17 protein-coding genes are annotated in these 15,572 nt (G+C 67.5%); 11 read left to right on the forward strand and 6 right to left on the reverse strand.

Annotated features, from left to right (window positions below; all coding sequences use genetic code 11):
* Positions 1 to 199: 199 nt before the first annotated feature.
* The 3 genes from AM590_RS02945 to gatE all read left to right on the forward strand — a co-directional run bounded on the left by AM590_RS02945 (position 200) and on the right by gatE (position 3,932).
* Positions 200 to 1,609: a class II fumarate hydratase gene (locus tag AM590_RS02945; RefSeq protein ID WP_058826144.1), complete on the forward strand. Its 1,410-nt coding sequence runs from the start codon at positions 200 to 202 to the stop codon at positions 1,607 to 1,609.
* Positions 1,610 to 1,845: 236 nt separating this feature from the next.
* Positions 1,846 to 2,010, forward strand: a complete 165-nt coding sequence (locus tag AM590_RS21320) for an HVO_2901 family zinc finger protein (RefSeq protein WP_191965854.1) — start codon at positions 1,846 to 1,848, stop codon at positions 2,008 to 2,010.
* A 47-nt stretch (positions 2,011 to 2,057) separates the two neighbouring features.
* Positions 2,058 to 3,932 (forward strand): Glu-tRNA(Gln) amidotransferase subunit GatE, encoded by a 1,875-nt coding sequence (gene gatE, locus AM590_RS02950; RefSeq protein WP_058826145.1) that lies wholly within the window; start codon positions 2,058 to 2,060, stop codon positions 3,930 to 3,932.
* Between the two features lie 39 nt (positions 3,933 to 3,971).
* Here gatE and AM590_RS02955 read toward each other — a convergent pair whose 3' ends face one another.
* Positions 3,972 to 4,499, reverse strand: a complete 528-nt coding sequence (locus tag AM590_RS02955) for a hypothetical protein (RefSeq protein WP_058826146.1) — start codon at positions 4,497 to 4,499, stop codon at positions 3,972 to 3,974.
* A gap of 1 nt (position 4,500) precedes the next feature.
* Positions 4,501 to 5,421 (reverse strand): M48 family metallopeptidase, encoded by a 921-nt coding sequence (locus AM590_RS02960; protein WP_058826147.1) that lies wholly within the window; start codon positions 5,419 to 5,421, stop codon positions 4,501 to 4,503.
* Positions 5,422 to 5,602: 181 nt separating this feature from the next.
* Between AM590_RS02960 and AM590_RS02965 the strand changes: the two genes are divergently transcribed.
* Positions 5,603 to 6,061, forward strand: a complete 459-nt coding sequence (locus AM590_RS02965) for a MaoC family dehydratase (RefSeq protein WP_058826148.1) — start codon at positions 5,603 to 5,605, stop codon at positions 6,059 to 6,061.
* Between the two features lie 11 nt (positions 6,062 to 6,072).
* Here AM590_RS02965 and AM590_RS02970 read toward each other — a convergent pair whose 3' ends face one another.
* Together AM590_RS02970 and AM590_RS02975 are read right to left on the reverse strand one after the other, a co-directional pair.
* Positions 6,073 to 6,852, reverse strand: coding sequence for an RNA methyltransferase (locus tag AM590_RS02970; RefSeq protein ID WP_058826149.1), 780 nt, complete (start codon positions 6,850 to 6,852; stop codon positions 6,073 to 6,075).
* Positions 6,849 to 7,436, reverse strand: coding sequence for a hypothetical protein (locus AM590_RS02975; RefSeq protein ID WP_058826150.1), 588 nt, complete (start codon positions 7,434 to 7,436; stop codon positions 6,849 to 6,851). The genes AM590_RS02970 and AM590_RS02975 overlap by 4 nt, the downstream gene beginning before the upstream one ends.
* 142 nt (positions 7,437 to 7,578) lie before the next feature.
* Here AM590_RS02975 and folP point away from each other — a divergent pair, with 142 nt between their 5' ends.
* Complete coding sequence (folP, locus tag AM590_RS02980) at positions 7,579 to 8,718, forward strand: dihydropteroate synthase (RefSeq protein WP_058826176.1); 1,140 nt, start codon at positions 7,579 to 7,581, stop codon at positions 8,716 to 8,718.
* Positions 8,719 to 8,906: 188 nt separating this feature from the next.
* Positions 8,907 to 9,590, forward strand: coding sequence for a 6-hydroxymethylpterin diphosphokinase MptE-like protein (locus tag AM590_RS02985; RefSeq protein WP_058826151.1), 684 nt, complete (start codon positions 8,907 to 8,909; stop codon positions 9,588 to 9,590).
* Positions 9,591 to 9,642: 52 nt separating this feature from the next.
* Here the strand turns inward: AM590_RS02985 and AM590_RS02990 are convergent, their stop codons facing one another.
* Entirely contained in the window at positions 9,643 to 10,410 is a 768-nt protein-coding gene (locus AM590_RS02990; RefSeq protein ID WP_082677640.1) for a hypothetical protein, read from the reverse strand.
* A gap of 389 nt (positions 10,411 to 10,799) precedes the next feature.
* Here AM590_RS02990 and AM590_RS02995 point away from each other — a divergent pair, with 389 nt between their 5' ends.
* The 3 genes from AM590_RS02995 (at position 10,800) to sod (ending at position 13,675) form a co-directional block, all read left to right on the forward strand.
* Positions 10,800 to 12,248, forward strand: a complete 1,449-nt coding sequence (locus AM590_RS02995; protein WP_058826153.1) for a deoxyribodipyrimidine photo-lyase — start codon at positions 10,800 to 10,802, stop codon at positions 12,246 to 12,248.
* 84 nt (positions 12,249 to 12,332) lie between these two features.
* The gene (locus AM590_RS03000) at positions 12,333 to 12,938 is read left to right on the forward strand and encodes a DJ-1/PfpI family protein (RefSeq protein WP_058826154.1); all 606 of its coding nucleotides are present in this window, start codon (positions 12,333 to 12,335) and stop codon (positions 12,936 to 12,938) included.
* Positions 12,939 to 13,075: 137 nt separating this feature from the next.
* Positions 13,076 to 13,675: a superoxide dismutase gene (sod, locus tag AM590_RS03005; protein ID WP_058826155.1), complete on the forward strand. Its 600-nt coding sequence runs from the start codon at positions 13,076 to 13,078 to the stop codon at positions 13,673 to 13,675.
* 115 nt (positions 13,676 to 13,790) lie between these two features.
* Here the strand turns inward: sod and AM590_RS03010 are convergent, their stop codons facing one another.
* Entirely contained in the window at positions 13,791 to 14,216 is a 426-nt protein-coding gene (locus AM590_RS03010) for a hypothetical protein (RefSeq protein ID WP_058826156.1), read from the reverse strand.
* A 164-nt stretch (positions 14,217 to 14,380) separates the two neighbouring features.
* Between AM590_RS03010 and AM590_RS03015 the strand changes: the two genes are divergently transcribed.
* On the forward strand, positions 14,381 to 14,671 hold the full coding sequence (locus AM590_RS03015; RefSeq protein ID WP_058826157.1) for a DUF5827 family protein: 291 nt from the start codon (positions 14,381 to 14,383) through the stop codon (positions 14,669 to 14,671).
* Between the two features lie 104 nt (positions 14,672 to 14,775).
* Positions 14,776 to 15,534, forward strand: coding sequence for an SDR family oxidoreductase (locus AM590_RS03020; RefSeq protein WP_058826158.1), 759 nt, complete (start codon positions 14,776 to 14,778; stop codon positions 15,532 to 15,534).
* Positions 15,535 to 15,572: the final 38 nt, after the last annotated feature.

The raw sequence follows: 15,572 nt of genomic DNA on the forward strand, positions 1-15,572 counted from the left end.
TTACTTAAGACTTTCCAAATCAACAATTCGAAATCGAGTAAATTTTTTTGTTATCAGATAACTGTTTGGTCAGAATCGGAAGACTGCATCCACTTACGAGGACAATTAATAATTATTCAAACATGAGTTAATTTTCATGAACGAGAGTCGGACGCACGGACCAATGGATTTTACCCCCTGCCAAAACGACCCCCGAACCATGGGCGACGATGATTATCGAATCGAGCGGGACAGTCTCGGCGAGATGGAAGTTCCTGTCGACGCCTACTGGGGCGCACAGACCCAGCGGGCGGTCGAGAACTTCCCCATCTCCGGTATCACCTTCGGGCGGCGCTTCGTCCGCGCGCTCGGCGTGGTGAAGAAGGCCGCCGCACAGGCCAACCGCGACCTCGGCATGATAGACGAGGACGTCGCGGCCGCCATCGTCGAGGCCGCCGACGAGGTCATCGCCGGCGAACTCGACGACCAGTTCCCCGTGGACGTGTTCCAGACCGGTTCCGGGACCTCCTCGAACATGAACGCCAACGAGGTCATCGCCAACCGCGCCGCGGAGATTATGGGCGAGGGCATCGGCGACCGCGTCGTCCACCCGAACGACCACGTCAACTTCGGCCAGTCCTCGAACGACGTGATTCCGACCGCCATGCACGTCGCCTCCCTCGAAGCCGTCGAGAAGGACCTCCTTCCTGCGCTGGAGACGCTCGCCGAGGCGCTCGGCGACAAGGAAGACGAGTTCGACGGCGTCGTCAAGACCGGCCGCACCCACCTGCAGGACGCCACGCCCGTCCGCCTCGGACAGGAGTTCGGCGGCTACCGCACGCAGGTCGAAAAGGGCGTCCGCCGCGTCGAGAACGTGCGCGAGCACCTCGGCGAACTCGCGCTCGGCGGCACCGCGGTCGGCACGGGACTGAACACGCACCCCGAGTTCCCGGCGAAGGCCGCGGAGTACATGTCCGAGGAGACCGGCGTCGAGTTCCGCGAGGCCGACAACCACTTCGAGGCGCAGGCGGCCCACGACGCGATGAGCGAGGCCCACGGCGCGCTCCGCACGGTCGCCGGCTCCCTCAACAAAATCGCCAATGACCTCCGCCTGCTCGCGTCCGGCCCGCGCAACGGGCTCGGCGAACTCGAACAGCCGGAGAACCAGCCCGGCTCCTCCATCATGCCCGGCAAAATCAACCCGGTCGTCGCAGAGGCCGTCAATCAGGTCCACAAGCAGGTCGTCGGCAACGACGCCGCCGTCTCCGCCGGTGCCGCGGAAGGCCAAATCGACCTCAACCTCTACAAGCCCGTCCTCGCGCACAACTTCCTCGAATCGGCGAAACTGCTGGCGAACTCCTCCGAGGTGTTCGCCGAGCGCTTCGTCGCCAAGCTCGAAGCCAACGAGGAACACTGTGAGACGCGGGTCGAACAGTCGATGGCGCTGGCGACGGCGCTCAACCCCGCAATCGGCTACGACAAGGCCTCGAAGGTCGCCAAGAAGGCGCTCGCGGACGGGAAGAGCGTCCGGCAGGTCGCCGTCGACGAAGGCTACCTCACCGAGGCGGAAGCCGACGAGGTGCTCGACCCCGAGAAGATGACCCATCGCGGTATCCTCGGCGACGACTGAGCCCCGCCCGAAGAACAGTCTACTTTTTGACACACCTGGGTGACCGGGAAAGTTCCCCGATTCGAGGTGCGCGCTCGATGGTTTCGGTCAGTTCAGCCACAGAGAGGGTTATATTTACTCGGCTCGCGGTAGCAATCGCACTCCTGCACCGCCGTGACATTCACCCCCAAGTGAAGAACTGTCACGAAATCTCAAAAATCGGTATTTTGAAGCCTGATTTTGACGATTATACCAGTATGGCCGGACTGCAAGAGCAGCGGGCCCGCGGGCGAGACATGTTGGAGTGTCGAGGTTGTGGGGCCGTATTCCCGGAGGGACGAGCGACGAACGACGGGTGGACGTACGTCTGTCCCGAGTGTGAACAGGTCGAAGGTATCGGCGAGGGGCTTCGTCGCCTCTGACGGCAGACTGAATCCTTTTTTACTCCCCCCGAACGCAGGGAGTAGCAATGACCGACTACGACTACGACTACGAGGACCTCGGCCTCGTGGCTGGGCTGGAGATTCACCAGCAACTCGACACCGAGACAAAGCTGTTCTGCGGGTGTCCGACCGACCTCCGCGAGCCCGACGAGGCCGCGCGCACGTTCACGCGCTTCCTCCACCCGACCAAGAGCGAACTGGGCGAACTCGACGACGCCGCGCTCGAAGAGAGCCGCGTCGAACGCGAGTTCGAGTACCTCGCCTACGACTCGACCTGTCTGGTCGAAGAGGACGACGAGCCGCCGCACGAACTCGACCACGAGGCGCGCACGGTCGCCATGCAGATCGCCGAACTGCTCGACATGAACGTCGTCGACGAGGCGCACGTCATGCGCAAGCTCGTCATCGACGGTTCGAACACCTCAGGCTTCCAACGCTCGTCGCTCATCGCGCAGGAAGGCGAGATTCAGACCAGCGAGGGCCCCGTCTCCGTGGTCGACCTCATGCTCGAAGAGGAGTCCGCCCAGCGCGTCGAAGAGCGCGACGACGGCGTCCTCTACAGCCTCGACCGCCTCGGCATCCCGCTCGTCGAAATCGGCACCGGGCCGGACATCTCCTCGCCCGAGCAGGCACGCGAGGCGGCCCAGACCATCGGCATGCTCCTGCGTTCGACGGGCAAGGTCAAACGCGGCCTCGGTACCATCCGACAGGACGTGAACGTCTCCATCGCCAACGGTGCGCGCGTCGAAATCAAGGGCGTGCAGGCGCTCGACCAAATCGACGAAATCGTCCGCTTCGAGGTCTGCCGACAGGCCGAACTGGTCGAGATTCGCGACGAACTCCAGTCGCGCGACGCTTCCGTCGGCGGCGTGACCGACGTGACCGACGTGTTCGAGGACTCGGACTCCGGCGTCATCCGCGGCGCGCTGGACGCCGGCGGGAAGGTCACGGCCGTTCCCCTGTACGGCTTCGACGGCCTCGTCGGCCGCGAACTCCAGCCCGACCGCCGCCTCGGTACCGAACTCTCCGACCACGCCAAGCGCCACGGCGCGGGCGGCATCTTCCACACCGACGAGCTCCCGGCCTACGGCGTCACCGAGGCCGAAGTCGAGTCGCTCCGCGACGCCGTCGACGCCGGTCCCGAGGACGCGGTCGCCATCGTCGCCGACGACCCCGAGACGGCCGACCTCGCCATCGACGCGGTCGCAGAGCGCGCCGAAGTCGCCATCGAGGAAGTCCCCGAGGAGACCCGCGGAGCCAACGACGACGGCACGACGCGCTACCTCCGGCCGCTCCCCGGCGCGGCCCGGATGTACCCCGAGACGGACGTGCTCACCGTCGACCTCGACCCGAGCGACGTGGAGACGCCCGAACTCCTGACCGAGAAGGTCGACCGCTACCAAGCCGAGTTCGGCCTCGACGCCGGCCTCGCGGAGCAGGTCGCCTACGGCCGGACGATGCCGCTGTTCGAGGAGGCGGTGGACGCCGGTATCGACGCGACGTTCGCGGCCGGCCTGCTCGAATCGACGCTGACCGAACTCCGCCGCGACGACGTGGCCGTCTCCGAACTCACCGACGACCACCTGCTCGCGGTCATGCACCTCGTCGAGGACGGCGACCTCGCCAAGGAGGGCGTCAACGACGTGCTCGCCACCATCGCCGAGAACCCGAGCCTCACGGCCGAGGAAGCCGTCGAGGAGGCCGGTCTCTCCGGCGTCTCCGAAGACGAGGTCCGAGATGCCATCGCGGAGGTCGTCGAACGCAACGCCGACCAAGTCGAACAGCAGGGCATGGGCGCGTTCTCTGCGCTCATGGGCGAGGCGATGGGCGCGCTCCGCGGCAAGGCCGACGGCGGCGTCGTCAGCGACGTGCTCCGCGAGGAGATTCAAAAGCGCGCCTGAGCCAACTCTAACTGCTCTCTCCGGCCGTCTTTTTCGTTCTCACGTCGCCGAGCGCCCGCCGTCGCGGACGAACCGCCGCCAGCCCCATCGACCCGCGTACTCGACGCCGGCCGCGACGAGGAGAAGCACCAACAGCGCCGGCCCGACGAAGAGGAACATCCCGAGGGCGTCCGTCTCGCCGCGGACGTGGAGGAACGCCCACCAGACGAGTTCCGTGACGCCGAACAGGCCGACGAGCGGCGCGACCAGCCCGCGGCGGGCAAACAGCAGGGCTGCAGCGACCACGAACCCGGCGAGCATGAGGAACGAGAACCCGAGGAAGCCCGCCGCGGTCAGCGGGTCTTCGACCAGTTCCGAGGGGACCGCGTCGGTGGCGAGTCGCGCCGCGGTCCAGACGGCGAGCGTGGCGAGGGCGTAGCCGCCGCCGAGGAGCGCGGGCGTCAGGGAGCCGCGGGCGCTCCGAGCGCGGGTCGCGTAGACGACGCCGACGGTGCCGAGCGCGGCGGCGACGGCGACGACGTGGGTGAGAAGCCAGTTACCGAGCACCGGGTCGGGTGAGCCGGGCATCTCACCGCACCTCGATTCGCGTCATCGACTCGTCGGCCATCGCGGCCAGTCGCTCGACGCGCTCGTCGGTCGAGGGGTGGGTCGAAAGCAGGTCCGACACCGGGTCTTCGACCTCGACCTCGCCGTACACCCACAGCGGCGACAGGCCGAGTTGCGGCCGGGCGGCCCGGTCTAACTTCCGCAGGGCCGACGCGAGCGCCATCGGCTTGCCCGTCACCTCGGCGGCCCGCGCGTCGGCCGCGAACTCCCGCTTTCTCGACTGCGACCGGACGAACACGGTGAGGCCGAAGCCGAACAGACCGACGAACTCGTCCAGCCGGAGGCGAATCCGGCCGGCGAACGTCTCGGGCCACGACTTCGGCCGGCCGCGCATCCACGCCGAACCGAGGGCGACGCCCGTCGTCAGGAACGTCACGGGCGAGACGAACAGGTAGCCGACGCCGACGACCGTCTGGAGGACGCTCGCCACGAGCGACTGGACCAGCCCGTCTTTCCGTTCGAGGTGCGCGAGTTCGTGCGCGAGCAGCGCCTCGAACTCGTCGGTGTCGAGGAGGCGGAACAGCGCGGCGTCGAGGACGACCACGTCGCGGCCCATCGGGTCGAGCGCCAGCGCGTTCGGCGCGGAGAAACGCGCGAGTTTCAGCGTCGGCGGGTCGAGGTCCATCCGCTCGGCGAGGCGGTCTCGCAGGCGGTGGACTGACGGCGACTCCGCGGGCGACATGTCCCGCGCGTCGAGTTGGCTGAGCAGTCGCACCGTACCGAAGCGGAAGCTCAGATAGCCGAGGACGACGGCGACTGCGACGGCGACGACGGCGGCGGTCACGGGGTCGGGACGGAGCCGCCAGAGCGTCACCACCGCGAACGCGCTGAGCGCGCTGAGCGAGAGGTAGAACGCGAGGACGACGGCGCCGACGACGATCATCGGGAGGCGAGAGCGGCGCGGGGGCGATGCCATCTCGCGTGACGATAGGGCGTCGGGTCGCAAAAGCTGTCTGGCGCGTCGGGGGAGGGGGATCGAAGTCGTGGAACGCGCCCGGGCGAGCGTGCCGCGCCCGGACCGCCGCCACCGCTACTTTCTCCACGGGTCCGGCCGAAGGGGAGTCATGCAGTTCTTCGAGGATTTCGCGGTCGGCGACACCCACGAGTTCGGCGCGTACGACGTGACCGAATCGGAGATTCTGGCGTTCGCCGAGCAGTACGACCCGCAGTGGTTCCACACCGACCCGGAGCGCGCCGAGTCCGAGTCGATGTACGGCGGCGTCATCGCCAGCGGCTGGCACACCACATCGATGACGATGCGCCTGCTCGTGGACGGCTTTCTCGCCGACTCGGCGTCCCTCGGCGCGAAGGGCGTCGACGAACTTCGCTGGTGGAAGCCGGTGTACCCGGGCGACACGCTCGTCGTGGAAACCGAGGTGCTGGACACGACCGCCGAGACCGACAGTCGCGGCCTCGTGGAGATTCGGACGACGACCCGCGCCGAGCGCGAGTCGGGCGAGGTGGAGAAGGTCTGTTCGTTCGTGAGCTACGTGATGTTCGCCCGGCGAGACGGCGAGGAGTAGCGCAGAGCGCGTCAGTTCTCGTCGTCGCGGAAGCGGTCCGGGTCGCGGACGGCCTCGGCGGCGCGGCGGAACACGCCCGTCAGCGTCGCCGCCTCGCGCTCGGTCGGGTGGGCGCGGCCGAGCAGCCGGCGCATCATCCGCGAGGTCTTGGTCCGCTTGTGCTCGCGGTAGTCCACGGCGTCGAGCAGTTCGTCGAAAAAGCGGTAGACGACCTCGATTTCGGCCTCGGAAGCGCGCTCGCGCTCCACGTCGGGGAGCTGTGTCTCCTCGACGGTAAACCGGCGAAGCTCGTACATGAGAAGCGTCGCCGCCTGCCCGAGGTTGAGCACGGGGTAGCGGTCGTCGGCGGGGATGCAACAGACCTCGTCGAGCATCGCCAACTCCTCGTTGTCGAGGCCGGTGCCCTCGCGGCCGAAGACGAGCGCGGTCTTCGTTTCCACCGACTCCAGCGAGTCGGCGATTTCGACCGGCGTCTTGAACGGGTAACGGATGTGCCGGGTGGAGTCCTCGTGGGAGACCGCGGTCGTCCCGATGGTGTGGAACTCCTCGACGACCTCCTCTAAGGTCGTCTCGGTGGCGTTCGGGAGCACGTCCTCGCGGGCGTGGCCGGCGAAGCCGTAGGCCTCGCCGTCGGGGTCGAGCGGCGGTGGGTTGACGAGGCGGAGGTCGTAGATGCCGAAGTTCTTCATCGCCCGCGCGATGGTCCCGACGTTGCCGGGCGTCTCGGGTTCGACGACGACGACGACGAACTCGCGGTCCCCGGCGGCACCGGCGTCTGGGTCGTCGCTCATTTCGTCGGGTAGTCCGTGTCGAGGTCGACGCCGTCGAGGTCGTCTTCGGTCAGGGGCGTCGCGTCCTCGTCGTCCGCGCCGGGGCCGTAGTCGCGGAGATTGATTCGCTCGCCCTCGACGAAGTTCTCCTCCAGCCGGCGCTGAATCTCGTTGGCGTCCGGCGGCGACGGCAGTTCGTCGGGTTCGGTGTCGACGTACTCCAGTCCGCCGTAGCCGTCGGGGGCGCGGCCGTCGCCGGCGAACCACTCGTGGAACGCGTCGGCGAACACCGCGTCGCCGACGAGGTCGCGGCCGTCCTCCTCGCGGAACCAGTAGAGGAAGTCCGGTTCGTGCTGCTCGCAGAGGAGCACTTCCTCGCGGGGCTCGCCGTAGACGATGGACGCCTGTCGGCACTGCTGTATCTCCTCGTCGCCGTGGACCAGATAGCAGGCGTCGCACGGTTCCTCGACGAGCGAGACGAGGCGCATGAGTCGCTCCCGCGGGTCCTCGGGAATCTCGTCGAGCGGTTTGAACTCGCCCTCGTCGGTGAATATCTCGGACTCTTCGAACCGCCATCCGCGGAGTCCGACGCTGACCTTCGCCATGGGCCGAGGTAGCCGAGCGGCGGATAAAAATGGCGTGATGCCGGTCAGCCGTCCGCGAGAGACGGCGAGCTGCCACCACGGGGCGACCCGACGTGTCTTCCGCGACCGGTCGGCATATGTTCGTGTGGTCCAACCGACGGGTATGCGAACCGTCGATGCGGCAGGACTCGAAATCGGCGACGACCACCCGCCGCGAATCATGGGTGTGCTGAACGTCTCCAAGGAGTCCCCGTACAAGCCGAGCGTGTTCAACGACCCGAGCGAGGCCGCCGAGTACGTCGACCGCGAACTCATCGACGAGGGGGCCGACATCGTCGACGTCGGCCTCGAATCCGCGAACAAGCGCCTCGACGTGCTGTCGGCCGAAGACGAACTCGACCGGCTCGACACGGCGCTTTCGGTCCTCGACAGCGTCTCCGGCGACGCCGTCTTTTCCATCGAGACGCGCTACCACGAGGTCGCCGAGGCGGCGCTCGACGGCGGCTTCGACATGGTCAACGACATCTGCGGCTTCGCCGACCCGGAGATGCCCCGCGTCTGCGAGGAGTTCGACGCCGCCGTCGCCAAGATGGCCAGTCCCCCGGACCTCACTCGCCCCGGTGCGATAGCGGAAGTCGACGACATCTACGACGCCCTCGAACTGAATGGATTCACCGACAAGACCATCCTCGACCCCGCCTTCGGCGGCTGGTCGGAGGCGAAGACGCTCGAACACGACCGCGAGACGTTCGACCGCCTGCGGGAGTTCCGCGGCTACGGCTACCCCATCTTGGTCTCCATCAACCGCAAGAACTTCCTCCGCAACGTGGCCGGCCGTTCGACCGAGGAAGCGCTGCCCGTCAGCCTCGCCGCCACCTCGATGGCAGTCGAACGCGGCGCACACGTGGTCCGGACCCACGACGTGAAAGAGACCCGTGACGCCGCCCTCATCGGCCACGAGTTCAAGCGCCGTCGCGTCCGCGAACCCGGAGACGTGTCGGTCGAGGAACTCGACGTGACGACGCCCGGCGAGGCCGCCAGACACCTCGACCGCGTCGGCGCGAACCGCGAGGTCGCAACCGAGAGCGTCACGCGCGTCTTCGAACTGGAGGGGCTCGGCCCCGACGACCGGGAGTCCCTCGCCGCTGCGGCCGGCGATGCGGGAGCCGTCCTCGCCGCCGGTGACACCGGTGCGCTTCTGGTCGGGAGTCCCGCCGCGCTCGCCCGGCTTCCGACGCTCGTCACGGACGCCTCAGATGCCCTCGAAGCCGCTTTACAGACCGTCGAGCGGGCGACGAACTAACCGGTACGCTATCCCGTACCAGACCCGTCGATTCGTCTGACGTTCGGCAGACGTTGACCGTTCTACTAAGAGAAAACTTATACCATCCGACCCTAAAACGGTCCTGTGGACGCCGGAAGGGCACGCGGGTAGGGGTACACGAGTGCCATTCCGGCCCATACAGTTACATTCTGAGCGACAGCTACACCATGGATTTCACCACGTGGGAACCCGTCTACGAACGGATTCTCGATGATTTCGGCTTCGAACGAACCGGCGACGAGCGCGCCAGAGACGCGCTCGCCGACCTCGTGAGTCCCTTCGACCGCGACCGACTGGACTGGGCGGACGCGACCGTCGCCGTCTGCGGGGCGGCCCCGACGCTCGAGGACGAACTCGACCGACTCGACGACCCCGACGTGGACGTGGTCGTCGCCGCCTCCACCGCCGCCGACGCGGTCCGAGCCGCCGGATTCGACCTCGATTTGATGGTGACCGACCTCGACAAGAACCCCGAGACGGCGGTCGAACTGACCGAATCCGGCGTCCCCGTCGCGGCCCACGCCCACGGCGACAACCTCCCCGCGGTCCGCGAGTGGGTGCCGCGGTTCGACGCCGACCACGTCCTCGGGACGACGCAGGCGGCCCCGGTCGGCCCCGTGGTCAACTGGGGCGGCTTCACCGACGGCGACCGGGCCGCCTTCATCGCCGACGAACTCGGGGCGAAACGGCTCGTCTTCGCCGGCTGGGACTTCGACGACCCGGCCGTAGACGCGATGAAAGCACAGAAGCTCAGGTGGGCAGAGCGCCTGCTCCGGTGGCTCGAACGACGCCGCGGAGAGCGCTTTTCGGTTCTCGACGGCCGGCGCGACGGCATCGACTCGCTCCCCTGAAAATCCCGCTCACGCGGGTCGGCGGCGCGGCGTTCTCGCGCTCGCGCCTCGCTTACCGCGTGTTCTGCGGATGCACGCCGGCACCCTCGTCGGATCCGGACTGTTCGGCCGACGACTCCTCGACCACGCCGTCGAACAGCGAGGCGTCGCACCCGCGGCAGGTCGCCGAGACGCGTCGCTTCGTCCGCCCGCTGTCGGGCCGTGCAACCCGTTCGCTCTCGACCGCGACTGTACCGTCGCAGGTCGGGCACGTTCGGAGACACAACCGAAGGGCGCCGAGGACGCGGTTCCGGTCCGCCGTCGGGAGCCGCCACCACTCGGGGTAGTATCGGCGGAACGTCGCGACCGCCGTGAGGTCGGCGACGAACGCGGCGCGGGAGGCCCACTGGCCGACGGTTCCGCGGTCGAGTCGCGCGAACAGCCCCCGCTCGTTCCACCCCATCTCGATTCTGTCCGGGTCGACACCGAGGAGCTCCGCGAGGGCCTCGCGGTCGTGGCTTCTGCCCTCGGTTTCGAGCATGCGGTCGCGCCAGTCCTCGGCGAACCGCGGCGACAGCGAGAGGTTGTCGTCCGCGTCGGTCGCGAAGATGCCCGCGCCGTGTAGCGCGGCGGCGAGGTCGACGCGGCCGTCGAGTGAGAGCGGCGGCGAGGGACGCGCCGACGGAAGCATCGGCGGCGACGGCGAGGTCGGCGAGAGTTCGGCGAACGCGAAGCCGAAGACGACCAGGGGCGGAAGTACGCCGAGGAACACGCCGTAGGGAGCCCAGACGAGCCAGCCGAGCGTCCCGCAGACGAACGTCAAGAGGAGGAGCGGAAACACGAGTGGGGAGCGGAGACGCGGCTGTCGGACCGCGGAGTCAGGAAGGAAGCGATGCCCGGACATACCAGAACCGTGGGTACGACGCGGTATAGGTATGAACTGGGTACACCAGATAGCAAGAACGTAAACGTGCTCCCGTCCCTGAATTCGGTCGATAACATCACATTACCCGAGACAGTCGCGCCAACCCGAGGGTCGGTCATCGTACCATATCCATGCCAACAGGTGTCCGAAAACGGCCGAATGACCGCCGTTGGGCGCGGTAGGTAGTCATGTCCAGCGTCTCCGGGCGATTAAGTTCGTTCGAACGGACGGGTCGGTCGGTTTTACTTGCGAGTCGAGGTCGGACTGCCGCTACATTGACATAGCCGCCGTCCTGAGGCGCGGCTATGCAACTGCACTGGCACCGCCGGGACCTGCGAGTCGCGGACAACCGCGGCCTCGCGACGGCCGCCGAAGCGGGCCCCGTCGCCCCGCTTTTCGTCTTCGACCGGGACGTGCTCGACCACGCCGGCGTGCCCCGCGTCAGGTACTTACTCGACGCGCTCGCCGAGCTCCGCGACGCGTACCGAGAGCGCGGGAGCGACCTGCTCGTCGCCCGCGGCGACCCCCGAGCGGTCGTCCCGGCGGTGGCGGCGGCGCTCGACGCCGAGCGAGCCACCTGGGGTATCGATTACTCCGGACTCGCCCGCGAGCGCGACGCCGACGTGCGGCTCGCCCTCGACGACGCTGGCGTCGCCCGCGAGTCGGTCCACGACGCCATCTTCCACCCGCCGGGGAGCATCACGACCAACGCGGGCGACACCTACTCAGTCTACACCTACTTCTGGAAGAAGTGGCGCGACCGCGACAAACCCGACCCCTATCCGGAACCGGACGCCGACGACCTCGCCGACGCCGGCACGCTCGAAACCGCGGCAGAGAGCCTCTCCGACGCCGAGTTCGACGTTGCCGTCGGCAACCTCCCGACAATCGCTGAACTCGGGTTCGAGGAGCCGACAGCGGCGGTCCAATCGGCGGGGACCGAGGCGGCCCGCGAGCGCCTGTCGTCGTTCTGCGCGGACGCCATCTACCGCTACGCCGACGACCGCGACTACCCGACGCGGGACGCCACGTCCCGGCTCTCGACGGACCTCAAGTTCGGAACTATCGGCATCCGCGAGGTGTACGCGGCGACCGCCGCGGCCCGCGAGGGCGTCGGCGGCGAGAAAGACGAGTCGGTCGAGGAGTTCCAGTCGCAGTTGGCGTGGCGGGAGTTCTACGCCCACGTCCTCCGGGAGCACCCGAACGTCGTCACGGAGAACTACAAGGAGTACGAAAACGACATCGCGTGGTGCGACGACGCCGAGGAACTGGCGGCGTGGAAGGAGGGGAAAACCGGCTACCCCATCGTCGACGCCGGGATGCGACAGCTCCGCGAGGAGGCGTACATGCACAACCGCGTCCGGATGATTGTCGCGTCGTTCCTCACGAAGGACCTCCTGTGCGACTGGCGACACGGCTACGCGCACTTCCGCGAGCACCTCGCGGACCACGACACCGCAAACGACAACGGCGGCTGGCAGTGGGCCGCCTCGACTGGGACCGACGCGCAACCGTACTTCCGCATCTTCAACCCGATGACGCAGGGCGAGCGCTACGACCCCGACGGCGAGTATATCAAGCGGCACGTCCCCGAGCTCTCGGACGTGACGGCCAACACCATCCACGAGTGGCACGAACTGACCGACCTCGAACGCGAGCGCCTCGCACCCGACTACCCGGAGCCAATCGTGGACCACTCCGAGCGCCGCGAGCGGGCGATTTCGATGTTCGAGGCCGCCCGGGGCGACGACTGAGCGACGACTGACCCCGCCTGCTGTTTTTTGCCCTCGGTCGCCGCGGCACGAACGGCTTTCTGCCCGGGGAGCGACCTCGGAGACATGCACGTCGCTGTTATCCTCTACGACGGCTTCGACGAACTCGACGCCGTCGCGCCGTTCGAGGTGTTCCAGAACGCCGGCGCGGCCGGGGCCGACTGCGAGGCCGAACTCGTCGCGCTTGACGACCGCGAGTTCGTGACCGCGAGCCACGGGATGCGCGTCGGCGTCGACCGCGTCCTCGACCCCGAGACCGACCGCCCGGACCTCCTCGTCGTCCCCGGCGGCGGCTGGAACTCCCGCGCGGAACAGAGCGCGTGGGCGGAGGCCGAGAAAGGCGAAATTCCCGACGCCATCGCGGCGCTCCATGAGGCCGGAACAACCGTCGCCGGCGTCTGTACCGGCGGTATGCTCCTCGCTCGCGCCGGCATTCTCGACGGCCGCCCCGCGGTCACTCACGGCGGCGCGCTCTCGGACCTCCGCGAGACGGCCGCGGAAGTCGTCGAAGCGCGCGTCGTCGACGACGGCGACGTGCTCACCGCGGGCGGCGTCACCTCCGGACTGGACCTCTCGTTACACCTCGTCGAACGGGAGTTCGGGGCAGATATCGCCGACGCCGTCTCGACCGAAATCGAGTACAAGCGCAGGACTGACCCGTTCGACGGCTGACACGCTCGCGCGAACCGGCGTTTCTCGAATCGGAGAAATCGACCGACAGCGACCCGCACGCCGTGGTTTGTGCTAGCATACCTCTCCTCAAGTTTTAACAGGATTCCGCCCGACCCGTGATACGGAGGTTACACATTATGAGCTACGAACTCGACCCGCTTCCGTACGAGTACGACGCCCTTGAACCGCACATCTCCGAGCAGGTGCTGACGTGGCATCACGACACCCACCACCAGGGCTACGTCAACGGCTGGAACGCAGCCGAGGAGACCCTCGCCGAGAACCGCGAAGCAGGCGAGTTCGGCTCGTCCGCCGGCGCGCTGCGCAACGTCACCCACAACGGCTCGGGACATATTCTGCACGACCTGTTCTGGCAGAACATGTCGCCGGAAGGCGGCGACGAGCCTGAAGGCGCGCTCGCAGAGCGCATCGCCGAGGACTTCGGCTCCTACGAAGCCTGGAAGGGCGAATTCGAAGCGGCGGCCGGCGCGGCCGGCGGCTGGGCGCTTCTCGTCTACGACTCGTTCTCGAACCAGCTTCGGAACGTCGTCGTCGATAAGCACGACCAGGGCGCACTCTGGGGCTCTCACCCCATCCTCGCGCTCGACGTCTGGGAGCACTCGTACTACCACGACTACGGCCCGGCCCGCGGCGACTTCGTCTCCGCGTTCTTCGAGGTCGTCGACTGGGACGAGCCCGCCGCCCGCTACGACCAGGCCGTCGAACTCTTCGAGTAGACCCGGTACATCCCGACTTTTCTTTCGGACGCGACGTTGCCAGCGGCGGCACTCTCGGCATTGAATCGAGTGCTGAGGATTGTCAGAGCCGTCTCTCGCGAGTGCGGTCCGCCGCTCAGGGCTGGCGGTCGCGGGCAGTCGGGTCGCTGAACAGTTCCGCCCCGGCGAACTCGTCGTTCAGCGCGCTGACCCGGTCGTTCAGCGCGGCGAAGTCTCGGCCGTCCGTCCCGCGGTCGAAGCTGGCGAGGACGCCGGTCGGTCGGTCGCCGACGAAGGTCCGGAACTGCTCGAAGGAGTCGAATCCGCGGACCGTGTAGCCGTAGTCCGCGTAGTACAGCGTCTCGTAGGTGTCTCTCGTGACGTACCCGAATCGCTCGTTGTCGATGAATCGGGAGACGTCGAGGCATTCGAGCGCGTCCGAGACGTCCGCCCGGAGATAGAGGTGCTCGTAGCCGTGGTGGTCGAAAATCCAGAGGTCTCGAAGGTCGTCCCCACCGAAGTCTCGGAAGGTCTCGACGAGTCGTGCGGCGGCGTCGCTCATCGTTTCGGGTCTCGCGTCGCGCCTGATAAGCCTACTCATGGGGCCATCGAGGCCTGTGCGGGGGCTATGTGCGCGCTCGTCAGTCGCACTACTGTCGCGCCCCGCGACCGTCACCCGCCGCCCGCGGTCGTCGGGGTTTTGCCCGTCGGCCGAGAAGCGTGAGTATGCCCAAGCCGAAAGACGAGTTCGACACCCTCTACGGGTATCTCCTGTACGAACCCGCGGATATCCTCGACCCCGACTACATGTACACCGTGGGCGAAATCGCCCGCCTCATGCAGGGGCTGTCGCCGCAGGACGACCTCAGCGAGGAGACCGAAGACCGCATCGTCCAGTGGACGATTCCGTGGATCGTCGCCAATCAGGAGGACTTCGTCATCAACGACCCCCGGAGCGACGAACCGGGCTACTTCGGCCTCCACCCCGACGCCGTCCCCGAAGAAGACGAAGAGTAACCACGGTCACGCCCTCCTTCGCGCTGGTCGGCGTCCGCGACGTTCTTCCGACGTGAGAGTCGCACGAACGGTTATCTGTCAGGTAGTTGCTTCCTCTAGGTACTATGGCTCAGTTCGACACAGAAGTCGCGGTCGTAACCGGTGCTGGCTCGGGGATCGGTCGCGCGACGGCGGAGGCGTTCGCCGCCGAGGGTGCGCGGGTCGTCGTCTCCGACGTGAACGTCGAGGGAGGCGAGGAGACCGTCGCGCGCATCGAGGAGGCTGGCGGAACGGCGACGTTCGTCGAGACGGACGTGACAGACGGCGACGCCGTCGCCGCGATGGTCGAAACGGCGGTTTCGGAGTACGGGCGACTCGACTTCGCCTGCAACAACGCGGGCGTCGGCGGCGCGCAGAAACCGGCCGCGGACCTCTCGTTCGACGAGTGGCAACAAGTCATCGACGTGAACCTCAACGGCGTCTGGCGGTCGATGCGGCACGAGATTCCCGCGATGCTCGACGGTGACGGGGGCGTCGTCGTCAACATGGCGTCGATTCTCGGGAAGGTCGGCTTCGCGAACGCGAGCCACTACGTCGCCGCGAAGCACGGCGTCCTCGGACTGACGAAGAGCGCGGCCATCGAGTACGCCGAACAGGGCGTCCGCGTCAACGCGGTGTGTCCGGGGTTCGTCGATACGCCGTTACTCAGCGAGGGCGGCCTTGACGACCCCGAAGCCCGGAAGGGCATCGAGTCGCTCCACCCGATGAACCGCCTCGGCGACGTGGACGAAATCGCCTCCGCGGTCGTCTGGCTCTGTTCCGACGGCGCGTCGTTCACGACGGGCGAGGCGCTCACCGTCGACGGCGGCTACACGAGCAGATAGGAGAGCGATTGGGCGGCGTCGAGGCCGGTTGAGCGGCG

The organism is Haloferax sp. Q22 (genome assembly GCF_001482285.1).
Classification (GTDB): Archaea; Halobacteriota; Halobacteria; order Halobacteriales; family Haloferacaceae; genus Haloferax.